Below are 23,935 nucleotides of genomic sequence, written 5' to 3'. Positions count from 1 at the left end.
AGAATATGAGTTGTTCGGAGAGTTAATGAATTCATGTTTAGCGGTATCAGCCAGTCATATACGGCATCAGTTTGGCGATTTTACCGCGCTAAATGATGTGAGCTTTGAGGTTGAACGCGGCCAGACTATGGCTTTACTTGGTCATAACGGTGCGGGTAAATCGACACTAATCAAAATCTTACTGGGGCTGATCAAGCCGACCTATGGTGAAGTAAAAGTATTGGGGCAAGACTTGGCTCATTTAAGAGAGCGCGCCGAGCTGAAAATTGGCTACTTGCCAGAAAACGTAAGCTTCTATGACAAGCTTACCGGTAAAGAGATTTTAAGTTACTTCGCTGCGCTTAAAGGTGTCGGTAAAAAAAGAGTCAGCCAACTGATTGAAGAGTTTGGATTAGAGTACGCCCAAGACCGAGCACTAAAAACCTATTCAAAAGGGATGAAGCAGCGGCTTGGCTTCGCTCAAGCAATTTTATCTCAGCCTGAGCTTTTGCTACTTGATGAGCCAACGGTGGGGCTTGATCCTGTCGCGTCGCAGTTTCTTTACGGCAAAATAGACGAGCTTAAACTGCAAGGTTGTGGGGTGATTGTGTGTACCCATGAGTTGTCACTGATTGAAAACAATATCGACATAGCGCTGATCTTGGCCAAAGGTAAGGCGCGTGCAACCGGGAGCTTAGCCGAACTGAGGCAAGCGAGTGGTTTAAAGACGCGTTTAACCTCACCACAATTGGCAAACTTAGTGACGTTACACCCTTATTTAGCGGCACTTTATGCCGACAATAGTCTGCTATTAGATGGTGAGTCTAAACCTAAGGTGTTGCAGTTGTTGACCTCTGAATGCCAAGTTTTTGATTTTAGCCTTAAGGAGCCTGCTCTGGCTGAAATCTATCATTTTTATATGCGTCAATGCGCTCAAATTGAAGTGGTGAGTTAGTATGTTGCGCCAATCTCCTGTCATCGTTATCGCTAAAAAAGAGATCCAAGATAGCCTGCGCAATCGTTGGGTGTTGTTTATCTCATTAATATTTTTAATCTTGTCTTTGAGTGTGACATTTGCTGGCTCTGCAGTAGCGGGTCATCTGGCTTTGCCTCAATTGGATGCGTTGATATCGAGCCTGTCGACTATCTCTGTGTTTATCATTCCGCTAGCAGCCATGTTGGTCAGTTATGACGCCTTTGTGGGAGAAGATGAGTCGGGCACCTTATTGTTATTACTGTCTTATCCTATTACGCGTGTACAAATTCTGATGGGCAAGCTGTTAGGTCATAGCTTGATTATGAGTGTCACCATTGGCTTTGCCTTTGGTCTGACAGCATTATTATTGCTGGTATGGGGTGATTACGATGCTAACCAAGTATTAAGCCTGTTTGGTCAGTTTATTATCAGTAGCATCATGCTGGCCATCGCCTTTATTTTGCTGGGTTATATTGTCAGCCTTAAATCGACAGAGAAAGCGAAAGCCGTTGCCAGTGTTTTATTTGTTTGGTTTTTGTTTGTGTTAATTTATGATTTGCTGTTATTGACGATATTGGTTGCAGATTTGGCTTTTTTTAATCAGTATATAATCAATATCTTAATTGCACTAAATCCTACCGATCTGTATCGAGCGATTAACCTTATTGGCACAGATGCGGGTCACGGCAGTTTGTCTATGCTCTCTGCATCAGCTTGGGGTAAGTTCGGCCTTTATGCCATCATGATGCTATGGATTTCAGGCTTAGCATTTGCTGCTAGCCAAGTATTTAAACGTAGAGTGTTATAAGCGTTTTGGCTTACTAAGTTGGGTGTTTTCAATACGCGACAAGCCTTTGTTTGTTGATTTAAAAGATATTTCTAATGAATGTTTTGTGCTGAACATTGAAATTAGTCGATTGAGCCAAGCATTAAAATGTTAGATATGTGAGCACTAACACCCAGAAGTCATATAGCGGATTTGATTTCTGGGAGGCGTCACGTTTTTAATATCATTTTTTAGTAAACTAAGATTAAGTTTTGTTAATTACTCAGTTACAGTTAATTGATTTTTAGGGGTTTAAGGTGCAGAAAGTTACTCCATATTTGGAGTTAGATGAAGAGGCTAAACAATTAGTCGATCATGCAAATAATAAAACTATCACTCTGACGGTATCGGAGTCGGCGGTATTGCATCAACTAATTCTCTCCATGAGTTCGGTATGCACTAAAGAAGATCTATTAGCAGCGGGTTGGCCCGATCGTGTGGTTGCTGCAACCTCGCTGACTCAATGTGTTAGTACGCTTAGAAAAAAGCTTGAAGCCTATCCTGAGGTGGTGCTCAGAACCATTGCGGGTCGCGGCTATCAGCTTAATGTCTCCACTCGTTCTCATATTAAAATGCTAGCGGTTAACGATGCCGAATCGGTGCGCGCTGCCATTGTCGATGTGTCACTGCTGGTTAAAATAAGCGGTATTGTTATCGCGGCGCTGATCATTTTATCTTTATGGTATTTCAGTGATTATCATGGCGTTATAAAGGCCAAGAATAGTTGGAATGCCGATAAAAACATTGAATTGAATATTGGTGGTATTAAGCAAGAGGTTCAGCTTATTCATAAAGAGGATGTGAGCCATCTACATGCTTCCATGTGGCAAAAGCATCTTGCGCCCGAATCGAACCACTTAACTGACATTAACAAGTTTAATGGCTATGCGGTAACTGACGGTAACTATTATTCGATGGCGGTGTGCCCCGAGGCTGATACCTATGGTTGTTTGGGTAAAGGTTTAATTAATATTACCGCGATTGATTTAACGCCAGCGGGTTTGAATATGCAAACCTTTACCGAGCTAACCCACGAGATGGAGCAGCGCATCCGTTATAACCGCGTCATCATCCCGCATGATGAGCCCGGTACCAGTGGCTTTATTGAGCACCATTATCACGCCGATGTGTATTACCCAGTGCAAGGCAATATGTTGGTGCGTTCAGACATTAGCCTGTCACTTATCTATGATGGTGAAAACCACGGTAAGTTTTACTCTGCTGCCTGCGTGACCGATGAAGAGTGTAAGACCACACCGATCAAATATAAAATCAAGGGTGATTTTACCCAGTATCAGGAAAAAATTAATGACTTAGATGTGGATGTATTCCATGTAAAAGTCGATCAAAAAGAGTTGATTAAACCTGACCAAGTGAGCTCGTCGGCGATGCACTTTTATCGTGAGATCCGAAAGCATGAGATCATCGATAGCGATCTGTATTTCTATCGTATATACAAAGACGCAGACACCGCAGTTTGGATAGTACCGATTTTAGGTAACTTAGTTGCTTGGTATGAGTACGACAAGGTGAAGCTTTAATAGCTGTTAAAAGCAGGTCCTAGGATTAAGAGAAGGTTCTAGGAAAAGCAGGTTAGAGTTAAGACGGTATAAGCTAAGACGGAAAAACAAAGATAACGGTGTGCCTTCTTTTGATTATATAGCAGGACGTAGTCCGCTCTAGCCGCGCAGCGTTCTAGAATCTAGGTTCTAGGGGCTAAGAAAGCAGGTTAGAGCTAAGACGGTATAAGCTAAGACGGAAAACAAAAGATAACGGTGTGCCTTCTTTTGATTGTATAGCAGGACGTAGTCCGCTCTAGCCGCGCAGCGTTCTAGAGTCTAGGTTCTAGGAAGAGCAGGTTCTAGCAAAAGCTAACAAGCGGAAAAGGCGGTGCTTTTGTCTTTTGCTGTTCCTAGTATGGCGTAGCCCGTCCTCGCAGCGAAGCGCCCTAGGATCTAGCCCCTTCTTTTTACCCTGTGTTGCCTTTTTTTGTATTGTTTGACCGAGTGCTAAACTCAGAACTTCCGCTTCTAGTCACTCCTTTACTCATCACTCTCTCCACTGATCGCAGATATTTCTGTTAGATCCTTCACAGATCTCATTACTGCATCATGCATTATCGAAACGTTTCGATTACTCTTGCCTGGCTGCCATCGAAACGTTTCGATGCTGCTGTGCTAGATAATCCAGATATAGGCCTGCTACGGCCTAATACCAACAGTTTAGGTTGATAGATGAACAAACACGCTTTGCTCAATGCAGATATGAATTACCTTGCAGCCACATTGGGACATACCGATGAAGTCACTATTTGTGATGCAGGCTTACCTATTCCGGCGCAAGTTAAGCGTATTGATTTAGCGCTAACCCATGGCGTGCCAAGCTTTATTGCTACGGTAAAGGTTTGGTTAGCAAGCTCGCAAATCGAAGGCATTGTGCTGGCAGAGGAGTTTGCCGATGTTAGCCCTGAGTGCCATCAAGCACTATTGGCTGAAATTGAAGCCGAGCAGCAAGCAACTGGCCGAACATTTAGTGTTGAATACGTTAGCCATGAAGCATTTAAGCAACGCACAGGGAATAGCCGCGCGGTGATCCGCACTGGGGAGTGTACCCCTTATGCCAATGTGATTTTTAAAACTGGTGTTGTATTTTAAGCTTATCGGAGTCACGTATGACCCAAGCAATATTACAGTTACAAGCGATTGAAAAGTCTTTCCCGGGGGTTAAAGCCCTAGATAAAGCTAGCTTAAATGTTTATTCAGGCAAAGTGATGGCTTTGATGGGAGAAAACGGCGCGGGCAAATCGACATTAATGAAAGTACTCACTGGGATCTATAATTTAGATGCTGGCCGTATTGTCTATCAAGGTAAGGTACGTAGCTTCGATGGTCCGCGTGATTCACAACAAGCTGGCATTAGTATTATCCATCAGGAGCTTAATTTACTCCCAGAGTTAACCATTGCCGAAAACATCTTTCTTGGTCGTGAAATCACCTCACGTTTTGGCCGCATTCTTTGGGATGAAATGAACACCAAAGCCGCGGCACTATTAACGCGTTTATCTGTATCTCATACGCCGCAAACATTGGTTGGCAAGCTGAGTTTAGGTGAGCAGCAGATGGTTGAAATTGCTAAAGCTATCTCGTTCGACTCGAAAGTTATCATCATGGATGAGCCGACAGATGCACTCACCGATATTGAAACTCAATTACTGTTTAAAGTGATTAGTGAGCTACGTGATCAAGGTTGCGGTATCGTTTATATCTCTCATCGAATGCAAGAAATTTTCACCATTTGTGATGCGATTACAGTGCTTAGAGATGGGGCTTTTGTTCATGAGTGCGCGATTAGCGACATTAATGAAGAACAGCTGATCGAGCGCATGGTAGGCCGTAAGCTCGTCGACCAATATCCCCGTATCGCCATTACTCATCAAGGCTGCAGACTCGCAGTAAACCAACTATCAGGCCCAGGGGTTGAAAACGTCAGTTTTAACCTTAATCAAGGCGAAATATTAGGTTTTTCTGGGCTAATGGGCGCAGGGCGTACCGAGTTGATGAAAATGATCTTTGGCGCTGGCGCTAAAACTCAAGGCCAGATAGCGTTAAATGGCTGTGATATTAAGATTAATAATCCGCAGCAAGCGCTTGATGCTGGTATTGCTTATATTTCAGAAGACCGCAAAGGTGATGGCTTATTGCTAGATCTGTCGGTTAAAGAAAACATGTCTATTTGCGCATTAGCCAAGTTAAGTTCTGGGCTACAACTGCGCCACCGTGACGAAATGGTCGAAGTCGACCGATTTATTGATGCTTTTAATATTAAAACCCCAAACCGAGATGCCCGTATTGGTAACTTGTCGGGTGGTAATCAGCAAAAGGTATCAATTGCCAAAGGTCTAATGACTCTGCCGCAGGTGCTTATTTTAGATGAGCCAACTCGAGGTGTAGACGTTGGAGCGAAAAAAGAGATCTACGATCTTATCAATAGCTTCAAGGCTCAAGGCATGAGCATCATTTTGGTGTCATCAGATATGCCTGAGCTGCTAGGAATGTCGGACCGTATTTTAGTTATGCACCAAGGCCAGATCCGTGGCGAATTTGATGCCGCGAAAGCAAGTCAAGAAACCATTCTTGCCTGCGCCGTCGGTAAAATAGTAAACAAGGACATTGCATGAGTCAGTTAATTACAGCGCAGCCATTCTATAAGCGAATTAATAAAGAGTGGTTGATTGAGCAAAAATCGCTTATCGCCCTATTTAGTCTTATTTTTGTGGTGTCGCTACTGAGCCCGAATTTCTTAACCCTTGATAACATCCTTAATATTTTACGCCAAACCTCAATTAACGGCATTATTGCGGTGGGGATGACGATCGTGATTCTTACTGCGGGTATCGATTTGAGTGTCGGTTCGGTATTGGCATTAAGCGGGGCGATAGTTGCGACCTTAATTGGCATGGATGTGCCAGTCATGATTGCGTTGCCTGTGGCTTTGATTGCGGGCGGGGCGTTAGGGGCTATCAGCGGTATTATTGTCGCCAAGGGTAAGGTGCAGGCTTTTATTGCCACGCTCGTGACCATGACGCTATTGCGCGGCGTTACCATGGTATATACCGATGGCCGCCCGGTACCAACGGGTTTTAGTGAAACAGCAGACAGCTTTACTTGGCTGGGAACGGGCTATGTGCTGGGCATTCCAGTGCCTGTATGGTTGATGGCAATGGTGTTTACAGCTGCTTGGTACTTGTTAAATCATACCCGTTTTGGCCGTTATATTTATGCGGTTGGTGGTAATGAATCTGCGGCGCGTTTATCGGGTATTGCGGTTGATAAGGTCAAGATTGCTGCCTACGCCATTTGCGGCTCGATGGCCGCTTTGGCTGGCATTATCGTGACAGCGCGTTTGTCTTCAGCGCAACCGACTGCAGGTATGGGATACGAGCTCGATGCAATCGCTGCTGTTGTTTTAGGTGGCACCAGTTTGATGGGCGGCAAAGGCCGTATTGTGGGCACCTTAATTGGCGCGTTAATTATTGGCTTTTTGAACAATGCCTTAAACTTGCTCGATGTGTCGTCTTATTATCAGATGATAGCCAAAGCCAGCGTGATCTTGCTTGCGGTACTTATCGATACTAAGCAAAAAGCCTAGACTCCTTATTGGCAGAACTGAGCGAACACTCTCACAAGAGCGATGCGAGTTCTGCCTTTGCATTTACTGTATTGAAAAGGTTTACCATGAAGCGACTTGCCAATCACAAAGTGTCAGTTATGTTGTCGGTAGCATTATTGTCAGTTAGTGCGCCCTTTAGCGCCAATGCACAAGATGCGATTGCTATCGTGCTGTCGACAATGAACAATCCATTTTTTGTCAGCATGAAAGAGGGTGCTGAAACGAAAGCCAAAGAGCTGGGTTATAAACTCATCGCACTGGACTCGCAAAACGATCCCAGTAAAGAGCTCGCTAACGTTGAAGACTTAACCATGCGCGGCGTTAAAGCGATTTTAATTAATCCTACTGACGCTATGGCGGTGACGAATGCTATCCGCACCGCAAATCGCGCTAATATTCCGGTGCTGACACTAGATAGAACCGCAGAGCGGGGCGATATCGTTAGTCATATTGCCTCTGATAATATTGCGGGTGGCGAATTAGCAGGGCAGTTTATAGCCGACACCTTAGGGGCGAATACCAAGGTTATTCAGCTTGAAGGCATTGCAGGTACCTCTGCCGCCCGTGAGCGTGGTGAAGGTTTTATGAATGCGGTGAATGCCACAGGGCTAACGTTGTTATCGAGTCAGCCTGCAGATTTTGATCGCTCGAAAGGCTTAAACGTGATGGAAAACATGCTAGCTGCGAATGGCGATGTACAGGCGGTATTTGCCCAAAATGATGAAATGGCATTAGGGGCACTGCGGGCGATTGAAGCTTCGGGCAAAGATATCATGGTAATAGGTTTTGATGGCACAGATGAAGGGATTGCAGCAGTCAGGCGAAATCAGTTATCGGCAACTATTGCTCAGCAACCTGAGCTGCTCGGTGCTACGGCAATTGTGATGGCCGACAAGATCTTAAAAGGCCAGCAGGTTGAACAATCGATTCCTGTTGCGTTAAAAATCATTACTGCAACACAGTAATTTCACTCATAATTTGTCACACTAGTGTGCTGCGCTTTTTGAGCTAGATTCAAGGCGCATTTTGCTCTGAGACCAACATGACAATAGGTTGGCAACGACTCAGAGAACATTAAGGAATAAGTAAATGTCTCAGTTAATCGTTTTAGGCAGTGTGAATGCCGACCATGTACTTCAAGTTTCCTCTTTTCCGCGTCCAGGAGAAACCTTGCATGGCTACAATTATCAAATTATCCCTGGTGGTAAAGGGGCTAATCAGGCTGTTGCTGCGGCGCGCTTAGGGGCTGATACTGGCTTTATCGCTTGTGTGGGAGACGATGGTTTTGGCAAAAACATCCGTCATGCCTTTGAGCAAGATGGTATGGAGGTATCGGCGGTACACATGGTGGCCAATACCCCAACAGGTATTGCGATGATCCAAGTCGCGGATAGTGGCGAAAACAGCATCTGTATCGCGGCGGCGGCAAATAATGCCCTGACCGCAGACATTGTTGAGCAGCATAAGGCGAAGATTGCACAGGCTAAATATTTACTGATGCAGCTAGAAACACCGCTTGAGGGGATTGAACTTGCGGCGAGCATTGCTAAAGCTCAACACACCCAAGTGATATTGAATCCAGCACCAGCACGCAGCTTACCTGATACTTTATTGGCGATGGTTGATATCATTACGCCTAACGAAACAGAAGCTGAAATTCTAACGGGGATCAAGGTTGATGATGCCGATAGCGCCGCGCAAGCTGCAAACGTGCTGCATGATAAAGGCATCGCCACAGTGATGATCACCTTAGGTTCTAAAGGCGTGTATTTAAGTGAGCAAGGTGAGGGTAAGATTATTGCTGGCTTTAAAGTACAAGTGACCGATACTACCGCTGCCGGTGATACTTTTAACGGTGCATTGGTAACAGCCATGCTTGAGGGGCAAACTATCGATAACGCGATTGTATTTGCTCACGCATCGGCGGCCATCTCAGTGACTCGCTTTGGCGCCCAAACCTCGATACCAAGCCGTGATGAAGTTGAGCAATTTATAGCTGCGCACTAATTGTTAGCTGCACATTAATATAGTTGTAAAGCTCGCTTTTTAGATTGTCATTAATTCCGTTTTTCAGATAGGAAATTAACACTCATGGCCACCATGAAAGATGTCGCCAAACTTGCAAGCGTATCCACTTCAACAGTGAGCCATGTGATGAATGGTACTCGTTTTGTAAGCGATGATATTGCCAAGCGAGTACAAGATGCCGCCCAGCAATTGAATTACCATGGCCCATCGGCGGTGGCGCGAAGTCTCAAGCAAAATTGCACTAAGACAATCGGCATGTTGGTGACGACATCAACCAACCCATTTTATGCTGAAGTGGTACGCAGTGTTGAACAAGCCTGTTATCTGCAGGGCTATAACCTTATCTTGTGTAATACCGAGGGTGACGCTCAGCGGTTAAAGCGTTCGTTAACCACCTTAATTGAACGTCGCGTCGACGGCTTAATTATGATGTGCGCTATGCTCGAGGGAGATGATGCGCTGATTTATCGACGCCTAGATTCATTACCTGTCGTGGTGATGGATTGGGGGCAGGTGGATTTTCCTTGTGACAAAATTCAAGGCCATTCTCGCCAAGGCGGTGTATTGGCGACTCAGTATTTAATTGATAACGGCCATACCGACATCGGCTGTATTACTGGCCCGCGAAATCGTCAGCAAGCAGATCTGCGTTATCAAGGCTTTGTCGATGCCATGCAAGCTGCCAATTTGCCAATTAACCCTGATTGGGTGGTAGAAGGTAACTTTGAAACCGAAGGTGGCAAGGCCGCGTTTGCTAAGTTGCAACAAGCTGGCGAGTTACCTAGCGCGGTATTTGTGTGTAATGACATGATGGCCATTGGCGTATTACATGAGGCGCAGCGTACAGGCGTGCAGATCCCGCAGCAGTTATCGGTGATAGGCTACGATAATATTCAGCTCGCTAAGTTTATGACCCCAGCGCTCACGAGTATTCATCAGTCGAAAGCGCGCTTAGGTGCGGCAGCGGTTAATGCGCTGATTGCACGTTTGCATGACCCAAGTCTGCCACAGCAGTTTATGGATATTGAGCCACGGGTGACAGAACGCGCCAGTGTCAGTCAAAAATAAAAGCGCCTAAAAAAGGCGAATGAATCCGCTATTGGTAATAGTGATTCAATCGCCTTTTCTTATAGTGTTATCGAGCTCAGGTTTATACGGCTTACTTAATAAACGCGAACGCATCACCGTAGAGGTGATCTTCTTCAACGCCCATGGTGCGGAACACTTCACGCGCTGCGCCAACCATGTCAAAACGACCCGCAATATAGATGTCGTAACCGCTTAGGCTGTCAAAATCATGTTTAATCTGCTCTAGCAGGTTAGCTTCTTTACCTTTCCAGTCAGCATCCGCTTCTTCAATCACAGGCACAAAATTAAGCCATGGGTGGGCATCATGCCACTGGCGAGCAATGGTTTCAAAGTACATCGCTTCTTGGTTACGGCAACCCCAGTACAGGGTGGTTTCAATTTCTTGGCCTAAAGCGATTTTTTGCTCAACAATACTCTTGATATAAGAGAAGCCTGTACCGCCGGCAATCAGTAGGCGAGGGCGCACGCTTTCAGCGCGTAGATGGGCATCACCACCGGGCACTTCAATTTCAATAGTGGCGCCTGTGCTTAAGCACTCTTTCAAACGCTCAACCACTTGCATCGGGTAGCTCTCACTGACAGCTGCGCCGATATGTAGCTCAATATGCTCAGCATCAGGGGCTGAGGCTATAGAGAATGGCCGCTTGTCTTTCTCGCCCATGACCACGCAAAGATACTGGCCCGCTTTAAAGTCAAACGCAGTGCTAGGCTTTAAAATAACTTGATATACCGCGTTATTAAACGGCGCTACTTTTTCAATCGTACAGCTAATAGTGTTCATCTTTATTCCTTGATGCGCCTCTCTTTGGAAGCTTATTCGATATAAATTTACGCGCCTGCAGACGTTCTGCAGGCAATAAAAAATCTAACTAATTATGTGGCACAGTGATTACAGCGTCGGTGCATCATCGATACCGAGAACATCCCAGATAGCATCCACTTTCTGCTTAACCGCTTCGTCCATCACGATAGGAGTGCCCCATTCGCGGTCGGTTTCACCTTGCCACTTATTGGTTGCATCCATTCCCATTTTTGAGCCAAGACCCGCCACTGGCGAGGCAAAGTCGAGATAATCGATAGGGGTGTTTTCTATCATTACGGTATCGCGCTTAGGATCCATACGGGTAGTTATCGCCCAGATCACATCGTTCCAGTCGCGGCAATTAACATCTTCATCGACCACGACGATAAACTTAGTGTACATAAACTGACGTAGGAATGACCATGCGCCCATCATCACGCGCTTAGCGTGTCCTGGGTATTGCTTGCGGATTGAAATTACCGCCATCCGGTACGAGCAACCTTCTGGTGGCAAGTAAAAGTCGATAATCTCAGGATACTGCTTGCGTAAAATCGGCACGAATATCTCGTTCAATGCCACACCTAGCATAGCGGGTTCATCTGGTGGACGGCCGGTATAGGTGCTGTGGTAAATCGCATCTTTTCGGTGAGTAATGTGGGTCACGGTAAACACTGGGAATGAGTCGGTCTCATTATAATAACCAGTGTGATCGCCGTAAGGGCCTTCCTCAGCTGTCTCGTCAGGATCGATATAACCTTCTAAGATAATTTCGCTGGTGGCGGGCACTTCTAAGTCGCAGCTTAAGGCTTTACAGACTTCAGTACGTTCGCCACGTAAGAGTCCGGCAAAAGCATACTCGCTCATCGAATCTGGTACGGGGGTGACGGCACCTAAAATGGTCACAGGATCGGCGCCCAATGCCACGACTACAGGATAGCGTTCACCCGGGTGCTTCTCTTTAAAATCTTTAAAGTCGAGTGCGCCGCCGCGATGATCGAGCCAGCGCATGATTAACTTGTCTTTACTCAGCAGCTGCTGACGGTAAATACCCAAGTTTTGACGCTTTTGGCGTGGTCCTTTGGTGATGGTGAGTCCCCAAGTGACCAGCGGCGCAACATCGCCAGGCCAGCAGTGCTGGATTGGTAGCTTAGTTAAGTCGACCTCTTCGCCGGTTTTAACCACTTGCTGGCAAGGTGGATTACGCACGGTTTTAGGCGGCATGTTTAAAGCTTGCTTAAACATAGGAATTTTTGAGATAGCGTCTTTAAAGCCACGTGGTGGCTCTGGCTCTTTTAAAAATGCCAGTAGTTCACCGACTTCGCGTAGCGCAAGAGGATCTTCTTTACCTAATGCCATCGCTACTCGTTTTGGGGTGCCAAATAAGTTAACGAGTACTGGCATGTCGTTGCCGACTGGATTTTCAAACAACAGAGCGGGGCCTTTAGCGCGCAATACGCGATCGGCTATCTCTGTCATCTCTAAATGAGGATCAACGGGATGACTAATACGCTTAAGCTCACCATTGGCTTCTAAGTGGTCTATAAAGCTGCGTAAATCCTTAAAACTCATAGGGGAATTCTCATCGCTATAAACTGTGATATGGCGCGCACTATAGCACTATTCGAACGTGCGTTAAACGCTTGTTCATCACAGCGTGGCTTCAAAATAATTCAAAGGATACTGATGCAATTATGTTTGTTAGCAAGCGCTTAGTTCACGATATTGGTTTAGTACTTAATTGAGCGTAAACTGAACTAAGCTCATTGAGGTTGGTTGAGCTGCAACGACGAAGGAGAATAGCGATGAATACACTTAAATTAAGCTGTTATTTGGCATTGTGTTTGGGCTGTTCAGCTACGGCGCTGGCAGTGCCTGTTACGACTGTACCGCTAACGGCGTTAGCAAGTTCATGGGTGATGACGAATGTGAGTGTTGGGGTCGGCTTTGGTAACAATAACTATCGCGATCCTTGGCGCTGGAATGTTGGTGTGTCTAATAGTTGGTATGGTTATCCTTATCGCAATGGCTATTACAGACCCGGATGGCGACCTGGTTATAATTGGGGAGTCGGCTCTCGTTGGCGTTACCCATATAGTTACAGCAATCGTTATTACTCACCTTATCGCTACGACAGGCAAACCTATAAAGCTCCTGAGCCTAAAGTAGTGCGGCCGCCAGAACGAGTGACCACCAGTGTAAGTTATTCTACCGGTCTTAATCGATTACCCGATAATGCAAGGGTCATTCAACGTGATGGTCGCACGATTTATGAGTGGCAAGGTGTTGAGTATGTATTTGACTGGAATACTAAAACCTATAAGAAGATAAACTGAATGCTTGTTGTGCGAATCGTGTTATCAATCGCATAATCTTGCTACTCTGAGCGATGATAAAATCGTCAATACAGGGAAGGGTACCTAATGAGCTGGATGCAATTTATTATTGAGTTACTGGATAAACTTGTTTGGCCTACAGTACTCGTGTTTGCTGTATCGCCTTAAAACGACCGTTATCCAAGCTTATTCCGCTGGCAAAAAAGTTAAAGTTTAAAGATCTCGAACTGGAGTTTGGGCAGGGTTTAAAAGCAGTCACTCAGCAAGCTGAAGGTGTGTTTCCTGAGTTAAAGACAGATAACAAAACCTTGCTCATAGCATCGACCCGTCATCTGCCCAATTCGGCCATAATCGAAGCGTGGGAGCAGGTGGATCTTGCAGCCGAGCGGTTGATTAAGTCTCACTGTGATAACATCACCTTAGATAAGAATACTCGCTATAAACACATTGAAAATATCTTGATCAGTGAACAGCTGATTAACACTAAGCAAGGCAAGTTATTTAGTGAGTTACGACAATTGCGAAATCGCGTTGCTCATGCGGTCGGTTATGAGGTGGATAAAGCGGAGGCGATTCAATATATCGAGCTATGCTTCAAGCTTATTGAGCATTTAAACAGCTTAACGCCGTCGCATATACGTGTTTGTGCGTCTCAGGTTGAAAAGGTGGCGAGCTAGCTTCTGTACATGATAAAAGCCCCCCATCAAATGAGATCTTGATGGGGGGAATTGATTGGGTGAAGGGTTAGCCTTTGTTTTTAAGGTATATATCATAGCGATTAATGATAAAGCCCATCTCTTGGAATGTTTTATTAAAGCTCATGCCTAGCTTTAGTAATACATTAATTGAGGCTTGGTTTTTCTCAACCACGTCGCCAACAATATAATCTAAATCCATGTGCGCTTTAGCGTAATCAATACAAGCTTGATTTGCTTCTGTAGCGTAGCCTAGGCCCCAATGCTGAGGCGCAAAGCGATAGCCTATATCGGTTTCATTGATGCGATAATCATTTTTAAAGCCACAAAACCCAATGACTCTATTGCTCTCTTTTAGGGCAACAGCCCAGCGTGCGTAGCCAAACTGCAAGTATTCGGTAAGCCAAATATCGCGAATGATCCGCTCGGCATCGGCAAGTGATTGCACTACGCCAGCATCGCCAGTATAGAGATTAACTTTCTCATCAGCATTGAAATCGTAGACGGCTTGTACGTCATCGAGATTAAACTCTCTAATAATTAACCTCGGTGTTTCGGTAATGATCTTGCTCATCGACCTTCCTTGTTCTGTCTGTTACAGCGACTACCACACAACCTCTGTGATCGCATTTTCCGTTTCACCAATAATGGTTTTAACCACTTTATTATCAGCATCTAATAAGATCAATCTTGGTATCCCACTATTGGCAAACCGTGAGTAGATGGCTCTGTCGGTATCGGCCACTAATGGAAAGTTTAACTCGTACTCAAGGGCAAACTTATCTAATGCTGTATTGGTTTCTTCACGACCAATACCTATGATGTCGACATTTGGGCTCAGGTGAAGATTGGAGTTAACCAGATGCTTCATCGTGCGTTGTGAGTCGTGGCACCAAGTCGAAAATAGGATTAACAGCTTATTGTTTTTTGATTGGGTTAAATCAATGCTGCTGCCCTGAGTATCGACAAACTGAGTAACAGGAACATTATCGCCCGCTTTCACATAGGTAAGGTATTCTGGTTGGCTTTCGGTCGTGGCGCAGCCTGTTATGGTCAATATTAGTAAGCTGGTCAAAATTAGTTTAAGGGTTCTCATTGGTATCCAATTTTTTTAAGTGTGCTTAGCGTGATTGAACATGCTGACTTGTTGTCGTGAGATAAGGCAGCTTTGTAAACATATCAGTCGTAAAGTGTGTTAGTTCTAATTCGCACGCTCTACTCTGTTAAATTAACAGAGGTATAATCGAATGTATAAGGTTGGCTTGCAACAGCATGTAACTGAGGATTGGATATTCAGGGGGTTATTGAGCAATTGGCTTATTAAAGCGTGTGAAACCTTCTTTTAACAATAAATCAGTTATGTTTATTGACAGTAGAACGAGGACACCCTATCGTGGAGGCTTACTCGCTATGCTGTTTCCTAACTCATTGATTAACAGCAGCTACCAAGGAAATTCACGTGTTATTAACACCGATCGAGGCTTATTACTATCTATAGCCACAATGGCGTAGATAGAGGTTATTTTTATTCCCCCCTCATGTTTTAAATCACTCCATTGTGGCAATTCCATTTTCGGAAATCGGCCGCTATCAATGCCCGTTCCGAAGTCTTTTTCTCTTATTTGGAACACCATAAATGAACAACAGTAAAATCTTCGGCAGCATGTTAATTATTGCAGGTACCACAATTGGTGCCGGTATGTTGGCATTACCTCTTGCGGCGTCAGGGCTTGGCTTTGGTATGGCGAGTATTATCATGCTATTGATTTGGTCTTTGATGACCTACACCGCCTTACTCATGATTGAAGTGCATCAGTTTGCACCTGTCGATGCCACACTACACACACTGGCGCACAAGCTATTGGGAAGGAAAGGGCAGGTGATTGCCAGCTTTGCAATGATGTTTCTTTTCTACGCCTTATGTGCAGCTTATATTGCGGGTGGCGGTGAGCAGATCCACAGTAAACTAACCAGCTGGTTTGAGTTAGAACTACCGGTGCAAGCTGGTGCTATTATCTTTACCTTGCTGATAGGTACGGTTGTAGCCATAGGCACTCGCTCGGTCGATATGATTAATCGAAGCCTGTTCTCACTCAAGCTTATCGCATTAGTGGTGATGTTGTTCTTATTATTGCCCCATGTTTCAGTCGATAACTTAGTTGCGCTGCCAGTGCATCAAGGCTTAGTGTTTGCCTCATTGCCTGTGATATTTACCTCTTTTGGTTTTCACGGCTCTATTCCATCAGTGGTGCGCTACTTAGGTAAAGACACCAAGGTACTGCGCTGGATTATTGTTGTGGGCTCGGCATTGCCGCTGATGATATATGTGTTATGGATGCTAGCGAGCCAAGGCGTGTTACCTCAGCAGGACTTAATGGCTAGCCAAAGCTTAAATGGCTTTATCGGCTCTCTGAGTAGAATGCTACATAACCCAATGATTGCCAATGCGGTCTCGATCTTTGCCGATCTAGCGTTAGCGACATCATTCCTTGGGGTGAGCTTAGGCTTATATGATTTTCTTTCAGACCTGTTTAAACGCAGTGCTAAACCTAGTCATAGGGTGCAAATTGGATTAGTGACATTCTTACCGCCACTTGGTTTCGCGTTGTTTTATCCGCAAGGCTTTATCACCGCACTCGGCTACGCAGCTTTTGCCTTAGTTATTTTGGCTGTGTTTCTGCCAGTGGCTATGGTTACGGCGCAGCGTAAGCAAGTGGGATTGGAAGGATACAGAGTTAAAGGTGGCAAAGCTGGATTAATCATTGCGACGCTGGCTGGTGTACTGATTATTAGCGTACAACTTATGCAGATGTTTAACCTACTACCAGCAGTTGGCTAGGTTTCACGCCAACAGAGTTACTAGCGGCAATAAGATTTAAGAGAGTCATTGGCTGAAAAATAGCTATTTAAGCTGTAATTTTCTATTTTGGCTGGTTTTTTGGTCACTTGAGTCAGATGAGGCTTTACATTGACGTCGAGTATCCCTATTATCTGCGGCGTTCGGAGGGATGGCAGAGTGGTCGAATGCACCGGTCTTGAAAACCGGCATGGGTTTATAGCCCATCTAGGGTTCAAATCCCTATCCCTCCGCCACATTCAAGATGAAGGGCTACTCGAAAGAGTAGCCCTTTTTCGTATGGTTAAATTAAAAGGCCGAACCCTAGGGTTCCTGTTAGTTTAAAGCCAGCTATCCTCCGCCACATTCAAGATGAAGGGCTAGTCGAAAGACTAGCCCTTTTTCGTTTGGGTAATTTAAGCTGAATAGAACCCAAGGGTTCCTATTGTGTAAAGTCAGCTATCCCAACTGTACATTTAGAGAAAGGGCTTCCATTCTTAATGGTTGAGAGGGAAGGCCATTTTCGTTTCAGATATGAAATAGATTAGAACCCTAGGTTCCTATTCGTTGAGACCAGCGATCCCTACGCCATATTCGGAGAAAGGTTTTCCACTTTTTATTAAAGGGCTATAGCCATCTAGATTACGTGTGATTTAGTCGAGCCTGAATATGAAGCCTTATCTAGACTATATTTGCAGCGGATATTAGTGAAAATGGCTAGTTGCGCTGAGTTTTTGTGCAAACTAACCAATTGAATGAAATTAGGCTTTACATTGACGCCGAGTATCCCTATTATCAGCGGCGTTCGGAGGGATGGCAGAGTGGTCGAATGCACCGGTCTTGAAAACCGGCATGGGTTTATAGCCCATCTAGGGTTCAAATCCCTATCCCTCCGCCACATTTAGAGAAAGGGCTTCCAGTAATGGAAGCCCTTTTTCGTATGGTTAAATTAAAAGGCCGAACCCTAGGGTTCCTGTTGATTAAAGTCAGCTATCCCAACGCCACATTCAAGATGAGGCCCTAGCAGAAATGCTAGGGCTTTTTCGTATGTTCAAATAAAAGCTGAACCCTAGGGTTCCTATTATTCAGAACCGGCTATCCGTCCGCCACATTTAGATGAGGCCTCAGCAGAAATGCTGAGGCCTTTTCGCATTCTGGAAGCAACATCCTGTTGCTTATAGTGAGTCAAAGCCAGCTTTCCAGCGCTGGGAGATGTTTTGGTGGTAAGGTTTGCTGGACTCGCTAGCGCGATTATTGCTAAGCGCTGATAGCGTTGAATAGTTAAAGTGAGCTAAGGCTGCTTGGTGGTATACCCGTGAGCAAAATCCACTCCCATACTTTTAAGTAATGCTAATGTCGCTTGGTCTTCAGCATATTTGGCTACCGTTTTCTTACCTAGTTTGTGAGCAATACGGTTGATTGCCATCGTCATTTCTAGGGCGACTTTATCACTGGCTATATCACGAATATAGCTGCCATCAATTTTAAGATAATCAACGGTTAACTCCCGTAGATAGCTAAAGGAAGATACACCAGCACCAAAGTCATCTACAGCAAAACGGAAGCCCAGCTCTCTGCAGGCGTTAACGATTTCGTTGGCGCGGACCATATTGTGGATAGCTAGCGTTTCGGCTATTTCAAAACAGATCTGGCTCGGATCGATTTTATTGCTGTCGGTAGCTTGTTGAAGTAAAGGTACTAACCAGTCACCAGCAATGGATGCAGCAGATAGGTTGATACTGATCGTTAGTGGTTTGCCGCTGAATTTAGCTGTTATTTGCTGGAAGTTTTGATAAAGATAATTTATCACCCAGCGATCAATATTACCGGTAAGATCAAAGCGTTCAGCTGCTGGTAGAAACTGTTCTGGGAGTATGATGCTACCATCTTCGTCTATCATACGCAGTTGAAGCTCTATATACACATCATGGTTTTGCGCCGCAGCTTCGCTTAGTGGGCAGTAGCTTTGATAGTGGATGACAAAGCGTTCTTCATTAAGCGCTTTAGTCAAACGCGATGCCCAAGAGGTTTGCTCGCGTCGACTATTAAGTTCTTCTTCAGATGATAGAAACAGGCATACCCTATCTCGGCCATTTTCTTTAGCAAGATAACAGGCGGAGTCGGCTTCGCTTTGGGCTACGGCTGCATTTGGTGTTTCTGGGGTGATCAAGGTTAAACCCACACTTAGACCTACGGTGAATTGCTGCCCTTTATAGTGGAATAGGTAATTGGCCACGGCCTGCCGCATAGTATTGGCTATGGCTTCTCCTTGCTGAAGTGTGCAGTTTTGCAGTAGCAAGGCAAACTCATCTCCACCAACTCGCGCAAGTGCATCGGACTCTCGAACGCAAGATTGCATCAGTGCTGCCAACTCTACTAGCAGTTGATCACCCGCGCTGTGGCCGCAGGTATCATTCACTATCTTGAATCTATCAAGATCGATATAACATAATACATGGGTGCTAGCACTGGCTTTGCCGTCTAATAGCGCTCTGTCTAGACGCATCTCGAATTCACGACGATTGATTAAGCTTGTCAGCTGATCATGGGTTGCTTCCCAAGTTCGCTGTTCGATATATTGACGTTTTTCACTGACATCTCTTAAGCAGAGTACGCCGCCTAACACTTTGCCTGTTCGACTAAATAAAGGTGTAGCGCGCTCTTCAACGGGTAAGAGCTTACCGTTCAATTGTCGCAGAGAACTATTGCCATCACAGGCACTTTCAATACCAAGTTTAAGAGCACGGGTAAGTGCGCTGTCGACCTCCTCTTCGCTACCAGCTCGCTGCAGCTGTAGGACAGTTTCAAAGGGGCGTCCTTGCAATTGTAACAGTGTGCGATTCAGCATTTTTTCGGCTGTAGGATTCGCATAGGTGATACGGTATTGAGTATTGACCGTGAGAATCGCATCGCCGATGGATTGTAATGTCGATGAGGCCAGTTCTTTGGCTTCTTCAGCGGTATCCTCTGCTCGCTTAAGAGCCCGTAGCGGAATACGGCCAAAGGTGATAAACACGATTAGTGCCATTATTAAACCTAGAGCCAGAGCCAATAAAACATCAGTGCTGTGATTGGTTATAGGGCTTTTAAGTTCAACCCAAGCAACGGTTTTACCCATATCCTGAATAGGAGCCTTTTGGGTGATATATAGCTGTCCAGAGTGTGAGCCCAACTCGGCCAGTACTTCATTATCAAGCGATAACACTATTGCTGATTCGTTGCCTAGTTCAAATGAACCGCGCTGTAATATACCGGTAAGGCGATCAATAGAATATTGCCACCAGTGAGGGCTTTCAGCTGCTAATTGACTGACATGTTCCGCTTTGATTCTGGCCTTGAACAATAATTCAGATTTGGCATTGTTATAGTGAACATAACTCAGGCTTACAGTCACCGTCAGCATGATCAACAGGGAGATAAGCTTGGCGGTCTTGTAAATTATATTGTGAGCCAGCATTTGGCTGTCTTGGACTGGACGTAAATTAAATATCATAAAATGACTTAAAGTAGAGTGAAGTGGCCGAATTGACTTAGGATGCTATGCCCAGCTTCTGAACTCACAAATTCAATGAAATCTGCAACGTGTGGTTCAGGAGCTGTTTGGCTGACTAGGTAAAAAGAGTAATACATAGGATATTTGGCTGATGCTAGGTTTTCTGGGGTTGCAGCAATGCCATCTAGGCTTAAAAGCTTAAGCTCTCTATGTTCACTCAGGATCAGTGAAAGGCTCAGTAAACCTATGGCGCCTGGTTGGGACTCTAGGGTGGTCGCGGTATGTTGATCATTATTGCCAAAAGGAAACTTCATATTTTTTTGAGCGCTGGCCATTGCCTGTGTCATTTCAGGTGTCAGGCTTGACAGCAGTCTGGTTGAGGCATCATAAGGGGAACGCACTAAAGGCCGAATGTTACTTCCATCTGGCCAAGTTTGTATCTTGTCTGAATAAATGCCGGCAAGCTGTTGCTGCGTAATATCAGTTGCTTGAGTTGCAGGTGACGTAGCCAATACCGCCGGCGAGCGAGTAAACTCTGCTGAGTGCAATATTGGACTTTGCTCCGCCGCTTTTAGAGGCCGCCCAGCGATACCCAGATGAATAGCGCCAGCCTTAACCGCCTTGATCCCCCCGCTGCTGCCAATACTAGGTAAAACAGTAATCTTAATATCAGGGTGTTGCGCAGAATAGGCTGCAGACAGCTTTTTCATTGTTCCAAGACCGTTTCCTGTCCCCCCGATAATGATTTCTTTAGCTAGAGTGGCTGAACTAATAAACGGCAACGTCAATACAGCGATAAGCTGTAAGGTTCGAGGGCGAAGGGTTATAAAGTGCACGATATTTAAGTCGTTGAGTAAAAGTGCGGCGGATGTTAGCAGGCTTTACTTTTTCAGCAAAGTAATCCTTGTCGGTAAAAGTCGATGCTTAGTTGTAAATACCTGTTAACGCCTGAATTTTAGTTATAAGCTCTGTCGTTGCTGATTTTTAAGGCCAAACTTAGGGTAGTTTATTGTAAGGCGATTCTAGGTTTCACTCACTGAGTTAGACTGAACGAGTACGGGGGGAATTATTGACTTCTCATTTTTGTATTACATTTATTAAGGTATTCTTAGCGTTAACAAGTAATGTTCAAATTTCTTGAATCAACACGCCGCTTTAGTAATGAATTGTATTTATTAACTATTAATATCCTGATATAAATCTTTCCACACAATAAACTGCGGGTGTGCCGTGTGCATCCCAAGCAGTAGTAATCTCAATTCTTTGTATACCCTGGAGCACCTAAATGAGCTGCGATATGACTCTTGATAGTTTTCTTTCAACCGTTGCTGAGCGTAACCCTAATCAACCTGAGTTTTTGCAAGCAGTAAAAGAAGTTTTAACGTCTATCTGGCCGTTTGTTGCTGCACACCCTGAATATTTAGATGCCGGTATTTTAGAGCGTCTTGTTGAGCCTGAGCGCTTAATTCAGTTCCGTGTTTCTTGGGTTGATGACCAAGGCAAAGTGCAGGTTAACCGCGCTTTTCGTATTCAGCACAACTCAGCTATTGGCCCGTTTAAAGGGGGGATGCGTTTCCACCCTTCGGTTAACCAGTCAGTACTTAAGTTTTTGGCTTTTGAGCAAACCTTTAAAAACGCCTTAACGACCTTGCCTATGGGCGGCGGTAAAGGCGGTAGCGACTTCGATCCTAAAGGCAAGAGTGATGGCGAAGTTATGCGCTTTTGCCAAGCATTAATGTTTGAACTACATCGCCACTTAGGTGCAGATACCGATGTGCCAGCAGGTGATATTGGTGTAGGCGCGCGCGAAGTGGGTTACATGACCGGCATGATGAAAAAGCTGACTAACAGCGCTGAATGCGTGTTCACTGGTAAAGGGTTAACATTTGGCGGTAGTTTAATTCGTCCAGAGGCAACGGGTTACGGGGTATTATATTTCGTTGAAGCCATGCTAAAGGCAAAAGGCGAAACATTAGAAGGCAAAACCGTGACCGTATCGGGTTCTGGCAACGTTGCGCAGTATGCAATCGAAAAAGCGATGGAGATGGGCGGTAAGGTTATTACTGTATCAGACTCTAGTGGTGTGGTATTCGACCCTGAAGGTTTTACTCCAGAGAAGCTAGCTAAATTGATGGAAGTGAAAAATGATCGTCGCGGCCGTGTTGCAGATTACGCCTATGAAATGGGACTTGAGTATGTGACAGGCGGCACGCCTTGGCAGTTTGCTGCAGAAGTTGCTCTACCTTGTGCGACTCAGAACGAATTGGATGCTGAGCACGCTAAAATACTGATTGCTAATGGCGTACAGATTGTTGCTGAGGGCGCTAACATGCCAAGCACAGCTGAAGCGATTTTGCTTATGCATGAAGCAAAGGTGTTATTTGCACCAGGGAAAGCGGCTAATGCTGGTGGCGTGGCAACTTCAGGTCTAGAGATGAGCCAAAATGCACTGCGTTTAAGCTGGAGTCGTGAAGAAGTGGATATGCGCTTGCGTGATATCATGTACTCAATTCATGCGACTTGTGAGCAATATGGCCGTGAGGATGAGCATATCAACTACGAGTTAGGCGCAAACGTAGCAGGCTTTGTTAAAGTCGCTGAAGCAATGAAAGCACAGGGCGTTTACTAAGCTTTAGTTGGTAGTTTATATAAAGGGCCTAACGGCCCTCTTTTATTGTGCGTATCAGTTCTGATCATTACCTATCATCTTGCGTGACGATGCAAAACTCCAGCTTTCAATCGTGTTAGAAAGTAAATGACGTTTGAATGACTGCGCCTAACTCTTTGTCGCTGGCATAGCTTGCTGACAAATCAATATGAAAGGTATTGAATGGCGACAAGCCAAAACCTGCAATAAATTGGTCAGCCAAATTATCCGATAAATCTATTTGATAGCCTGCACGAAGTTGTGCTCAGTCAAAAGCGTTAAACTCAACACCAATACCCACCATCTGCTTATTATCAGTATTGGCATTGAAGTGCTAGTGCCTAATGATCACGATAGATCGGTAGTGCATGAAATTATCTATGAAGAGCTATGTCTAGGCGTGATCAAGCTAGAGTTTAAAGGGGGATACTTGCGGATTGTAGATGACCTTTATAATAAGGGGGCACAAGCCATTATATTAGGTTGCACCGAAATCGCTTTGTTGATCCAACAGCAAGACACTCAAGTACCTTTATATGACACTACTGAGATACATGCTGCCAAGGCGGTTGAGTTTGCATTAGCTGGAACCGCATAAAGAACTGCTGTTGTTTAGATTGATTCATTTATAGATCTTTCTATTGTCTTTTCTATATATAGTGGGGGCATTAATTGAAGTCGCCTTATTTACTTATTCAAGCTTACTACAGCGAGGAGGCAATCTTTGTTAGTTACTTTTGCACATAAATGTACCTAGTTTAAAAAGGTCGAGCAGTTATTTATAGTTCACCATGGCCGATATCGCAGTAGTAGCGCATCATCAATAGATATTATCCCCTTGGGGCCGCACATGTAGAGGCTGTTTTTTTGCGCACAACCCCTTGTTTTGTGGGTAACTCTGAGGATAACTAGTGACTAAGTTGTGCTTAAATAAGAACATTGAAAAAAGACGTATATTTATGAAAAAAGCACTTGCGCAGATCTGAAATCTCCCTATAATGCGCATCCACTGACACGGCACAGCAGGCCATTCGCTCTTAGCAAAAGCTAGATAGAACGGGA

General features: G+C 44.9%; 21 protein-coding genes and 2 tRNA genes. 16 read left to right on the top strand and 7 right to left on the bottom strand.

Features of this window, described 5'->3' with window-relative positions; all coding sequences use genetic code 11:
* The first annotated feature begins 25 nt into the window (after positions 1 to 25).
* The 9 genes from ACVBIL_RS13435 to ACVBIL_RS13395 all read left to right on the top strand — a co-directional run bounded on the left by ACVBIL_RS13435 (position 26) and on the right by ACVBIL_RS13395 (position 10,046).
* Positions 26 to 934, top strand: coding sequence for an ABC transporter ATP-binding protein (locus tag ACVBIL_RS13435; RefSeq protein WP_447167477.1), 909 nt, complete (start codon positions 26 to 28; stop codon positions 932 to 934).
* A gap of 1 nt (position 935) precedes the next feature.
* The gene (locus ACVBIL_RS13430) at positions 936 to 1,763 is read left to right on the top strand and encodes an ABC transporter permease (RefSeq protein ID WP_447167476.1); all 828 of its coding nucleotides are present in this window, start codon (positions 936 to 938) and stop codon (positions 1,761 to 1,763) included.
* A 275-nt stretch (positions 1,764 to 2,038) separates the two neighbouring features.
* Positions 2,039 to 3,322, top strand: a complete 1,284-nt coding sequence (locus ACVBIL_RS13425) for a winged helix-turn-helix domain-containing protein (protein WP_447167475.1) — start codon at positions 2,039 to 2,041, stop codon at positions 3,320 to 3,322.
* 693 nt (positions 3,323 to 4,015) lie between these two features.
* Positions 4,016 to 4,435, top strand: a complete 420-nt coding sequence (rbsD, locus tag ACVBIL_RS13420; RefSeq protein ID WP_447167474.1) for a D-ribose pyranase — start codon at positions 4,016 to 4,018, stop codon at positions 4,433 to 4,435.
* A gap of 17 nt (positions 4,436 to 4,452) precedes the next feature.
* On the top strand, positions 4,453 to 5,958 hold the full coding sequence (gene rbsA / locus ACVBIL_RS13415; protein ID WP_447167473.1) for a ribose ABC transporter ATP-binding protein RbsA: 1,506 nt from the start codon (positions 4,453 to 4,455) through the stop codon (positions 5,956 to 5,958).
* A complete protein-coding gene (gene rbsC / locus ACVBIL_RS13410) occupies positions 5,955 to 6,929 on the top strand; it encodes a ribose ABC transporter permease (protein WP_447167472.1) in 975 nt (324 codons plus the stop codon). The genes rbsA and rbsC overlap by 4 nt, the downstream gene beginning before the upstream one ends.
* Before the next feature lie 86 nt (positions 6,930 to 7,015).
* Positions 7,016 to 7,915 (top strand): ribose ABC transporter substrate-binding protein RbsB, encoded by a 900-nt coding sequence (gene rbsB, locus ACVBIL_RS13405; RefSeq protein ID WP_447167471.1) that lies wholly within the window; start codon positions 7,016 to 7,018, stop codon positions 7,913 to 7,915.
* A 124-nt stretch (positions 7,916 to 8,039) separates the two neighbouring features.
* The gene (gene rbsK / locus ACVBIL_RS13400; protein WP_447167470.1) at positions 8,040 to 8,957 is read left to right on the top strand and encodes a ribokinase; all 918 of its coding nucleotides are present in this window, start codon (positions 8,040 to 8,042) and stop codon (positions 8,955 to 8,957) included.
* 84 nt (positions 8,958 to 9,041) lie between these two features.
* Positions 9,042 to 10,046 carry a substrate-binding domain-containing protein gene (locus ACVBIL_RS13395; RefSeq protein ID WP_447167469.1) on the top strand — a complete coding sequence of 335 codons (1,005 nt, stop codon included), beginning with the start codon at positions 9,042 to 9,044 and terminating at the stop codon, positions 10,044 to 10,046.
* A gap of 91 nt (positions 10,047 to 10,137) precedes the next feature.
* Here ACVBIL_RS13395 and fre read toward each other — a convergent pair whose 3' ends face one another.
* Both fre and ubiD read right to left on the bottom strand, forming a co-directional pair.
* Positions 10,138 to 10,848: an NAD(P)H-flavin reductase gene (fre, locus tag ACVBIL_RS13390; protein WP_447167468.1), complete on the bottom strand. Its 711-nt coding sequence runs from the start codon at positions 10,846 to 10,848 to the stop codon at positions 10,138 to 10,140.
* Between the two features lie 108 nt (positions 10,849 to 10,956).
* Positions 10,957 to 12,438, bottom strand: a complete 1,482-nt coding sequence (ubiD, locus tag ACVBIL_RS13385; RefSeq protein ID WP_447167467.1) for a 4-hydroxy-3-polyprenylbenzoate decarboxylase — start codon at positions 12,436 to 12,438, stop codon at positions 10,957 to 10,959.
* 233 nt (positions 12,439 to 12,671) lie between these two features.
* On the opposite strand from ubiD, the gene ACVBIL_RS13380 reads away from it, so the two are divergent.
* Together ACVBIL_RS13380 and ACVBIL_RS13375 are read left to right on the top strand one after the other, a co-directional pair.
* Positions 12,672 to 13,202 (top strand): hypothetical protein, encoded by a 531-nt coding sequence (locus tag ACVBIL_RS13380; RefSeq protein WP_447167466.1) that lies wholly within the window; start codon positions 12,672 to 12,674, stop codon positions 13,200 to 13,202.
* Positions 13,203 to 13,333: 131 nt separating this feature from the next.
* The gene (locus ACVBIL_RS13375) at positions 13,334 to 13,879 is read left to right on the top strand and encodes a hypothetical protein (protein WP_447167465.1); all 546 of its coding nucleotides are present in this window, start codon (positions 13,334 to 13,336) and stop codon (positions 13,877 to 13,879) included.
* 67 nt (positions 13,880 to 13,946) lie between these two features.
* Here the strand turns inward: ACVBIL_RS13375 and ACVBIL_RS13370 are convergent, their stop codons facing one another.
* Complete coding sequence (locus ACVBIL_RS13370) at positions 13,947 to 14,471, bottom strand: GNAT family N-acetyltransferase (RefSeq protein ID WP_447167464.1); 525 nt, start codon at positions 14,469 to 14,471, stop codon at positions 13,947 to 13,949.
* 30 nt (positions 14,472 to 14,501) lie between these two features.
* Positions 14,502 to 14,993, bottom strand: coding sequence for a TlpA family protein disulfide reductase (locus tag ACVBIL_RS13365; protein ID WP_447167463.1), 492 nt, complete (start codon positions 14,991 to 14,993; stop codon positions 14,502 to 14,504).
* Between the two features lie 540 nt (positions 14,994 to 15,533).
* Between ACVBIL_RS13365 and tyrP the strand changes: the two genes are divergently transcribed.
* The 3 genes from tyrP (at position 15,534) to ACVBIL_RS13350 (ending at position 17,631) form a co-directional block, all read left to right on the top strand.
* Positions 15,534 to 16,736 (top strand): tyrosine transporter TyrP, encoded by a 1,203-nt coding sequence (tyrP, locus tag ACVBIL_RS13360; protein ID WP_447167462.1) that lies wholly within the window; start codon positions 15,534 to 15,536, stop codon positions 16,734 to 16,736.
* A gap of 163 nt (positions 16,737 to 16,899) precedes the next feature.
* A tRNA-Ser gene (locus tag ACVBIL_RS13355) sits at positions 16,900 to 16,990 on the top strand.
* A 550-nt stretch (positions 16,991 to 17,540) separates the two neighbouring features.
* Positions 17,541 to 17,631 (top strand) — tRNA-Ser (locus ACVBIL_RS13350).
* Between the two features lie 393 nt (positions 17,632 to 18,024).
* Here the strand turns inward: ACVBIL_RS13350 and ACVBIL_RS13345 are convergent.
* Together ACVBIL_RS13345 and ACVBIL_RS13340 are read right to left on the bottom strand one after the other, a co-directional pair.
* Positions 18,025 to 20,226, bottom strand: a complete 2,202-nt coding sequence (locus ACVBIL_RS13345; RefSeq protein ID WP_447167461.1) for an EAL domain-containing protein — start codon at positions 20,224 to 20,226, stop codon at positions 18,025 to 18,027.
* Between the two features lie 8 nt (positions 20,227 to 20,234).
* Positions 20,235 to 21,062: a PstS family phosphate ABC transporter substrate-binding protein gene (locus ACVBIL_RS13340; protein WP_447167460.1), complete on the bottom strand. Its 828-nt coding sequence runs from the start codon at positions 21,060 to 21,062 to the stop codon at positions 20,235 to 20,237.
* Between the two features lie 449 nt (positions 21,063 to 21,511).
* On the opposite strand from ACVBIL_RS13340, the gene gdhA reads away from it, so the two are divergent.
* On the top strand, positions 21,512 to 22,855 hold the full coding sequence (gene gdhA, locus ACVBIL_RS13335; protein ID WP_447167459.1) for an NADP-specific glutamate dehydrogenase: 1,344 nt from the start codon (positions 21,512 to 21,514) through the stop codon (positions 22,853 to 22,855).
* 115 nt (positions 22,856 to 22,970) lie between these two features.
* On the opposite strand, the gene ACVBIL_RS13330 is transcribed toward gdhA, so the two are convergent.
* Positions 22,971 to 23,096 carry a hypothetical protein gene (locus ACVBIL_RS13330; RefSeq protein ID WP_447167458.1) on the bottom strand — a complete coding sequence of 42 codons (126 nt, stop codon included), beginning with the start codon at positions 23,094 to 23,096 and terminating at the stop codon, positions 22,971 to 22,973.
* Between the two features lie 36 nt (positions 23,097 to 23,132).
* Between ACVBIL_RS13330 and ACVBIL_RS13325 the strand changes: the two genes are divergently transcribed.
* Positions 23,133 to 23,471, top strand: a complete 339-nt coding sequence (locus tag ACVBIL_RS13325; RefSeq protein ID WP_447167457.1) for an aspartate/glutamate racemase family protein — start codon at positions 23,133 to 23,135, stop codon at positions 23,469 to 23,471.
* Positions 23,472 to 23,935: the final 464 nt, after the last annotated feature.

The sequence above is a fragment of the Shewanella sp. 125m-7 genome (assembly GCF_052977045.1).
Note: the sequence above shows the minus strand (reverse complement) of the source record. Positions and strands in the feature narration are given on the sequence as shown.

Coding starts and splice junctions, on each gene's coding strand:
- ACVBIL_RS13365 (WP_447167463.1), bottom strand. CDS start 14,993: ATGAGAACCCTTAAACTAATTTTGACCAGCTTACTAATATTGACCATA.
- fre (WP_447167468.1), bottom strand. CDS start 10,848: ATGAACACTATTAGCTGTACGATTGAAAAAGTAGCGCCGTTTAATAAC.
- rbsA (WP_447167473.1), top strand. CDS start 4,453: ATGACCCAAGCAATATTACAGTTACAAGCGATTGAAAAGTCTTTCCCG.
- rbsB (WP_447167471.1), top strand. CDS start 7,016: ATGAAGCGACTTGCCAATCACAAAGTGTCAGTTATGTTGTCGGTAGCA.
- ACVBIL_RS13370 (WP_447167464.1), bottom strand. CDS start 14,471: ATGAGCAAGATCATTACCGAAACACCGAGGTTAATTATTAGAGAGTTT.
- ACVBIL_RS13345 (WP_447167461.1), bottom strand. CDS start 20,226: ATGATATTTAATTTACGTCCAGTCCAAGACAGCCAAATGCTGGCTCAC.
- ACVBIL_RS13395 (WP_447167469.1), top strand. CDS start 9,042: ATGGCCACCATGAAAGATGTCGCCAAACTTGCAAGCGTATCCACTTCA.
- rbsC (WP_447167472.1), top strand. CDS start 5,955: ATGAGTCAGTTAATTACAGCGCAGCCATTCTATAAGCGAATTAATAAA.
- ubiD (WP_447167467.1), bottom strand. CDS start 12,438: ATGAGTTTTAAGGATTTACGCAGCTTTATAGACCACTTAGAAGCCAAT.
- tyrP (WP_447167462.1), top strand. CDS start 15,534: ATGAACAACAGTAAAATCTTCGGCAGCATGTTAATTATTGCAGGTACC.
- rbsK (WP_447167470.1), top strand. CDS start 8,040: ATGTCTCAGTTAATCGTTTTAGGCAGTGTGAATGCCGACCATGTACTT.
- ACVBIL_RS13380 (WP_447167466.1), top strand. CDS start 12,672: ATGAATACACTTAAATTAAGCTGTTATTTGGCATTGTGTTTGGGCTGT.
- ACVBIL_RS13435 (WP_447167477.1), top strand. CDS start 26: ATGAATTCATGTTTAGCGGTATCAGCCAGTCATATACGGCATCAGTTT.
- ACVBIL_RS13430 (WP_447167476.1), top strand. CDS start 936: ATGTTGCGCCAATCTCCTGTCATCGTTATCGCTAAAAAAGAGATCCAA.
- rbsD (WP_447167474.1), top strand. CDS start 4,016: ATGAACAAACACGCTTTGCTCAATGCAGATATGAATTACCTTGCAGCC.
- gdhA (WP_447167459.1), top strand. CDS start 21,512: ATGAGCTGCGATATGACTCTTGATAGTTTTCTTTCAACCGTTGCTGAG.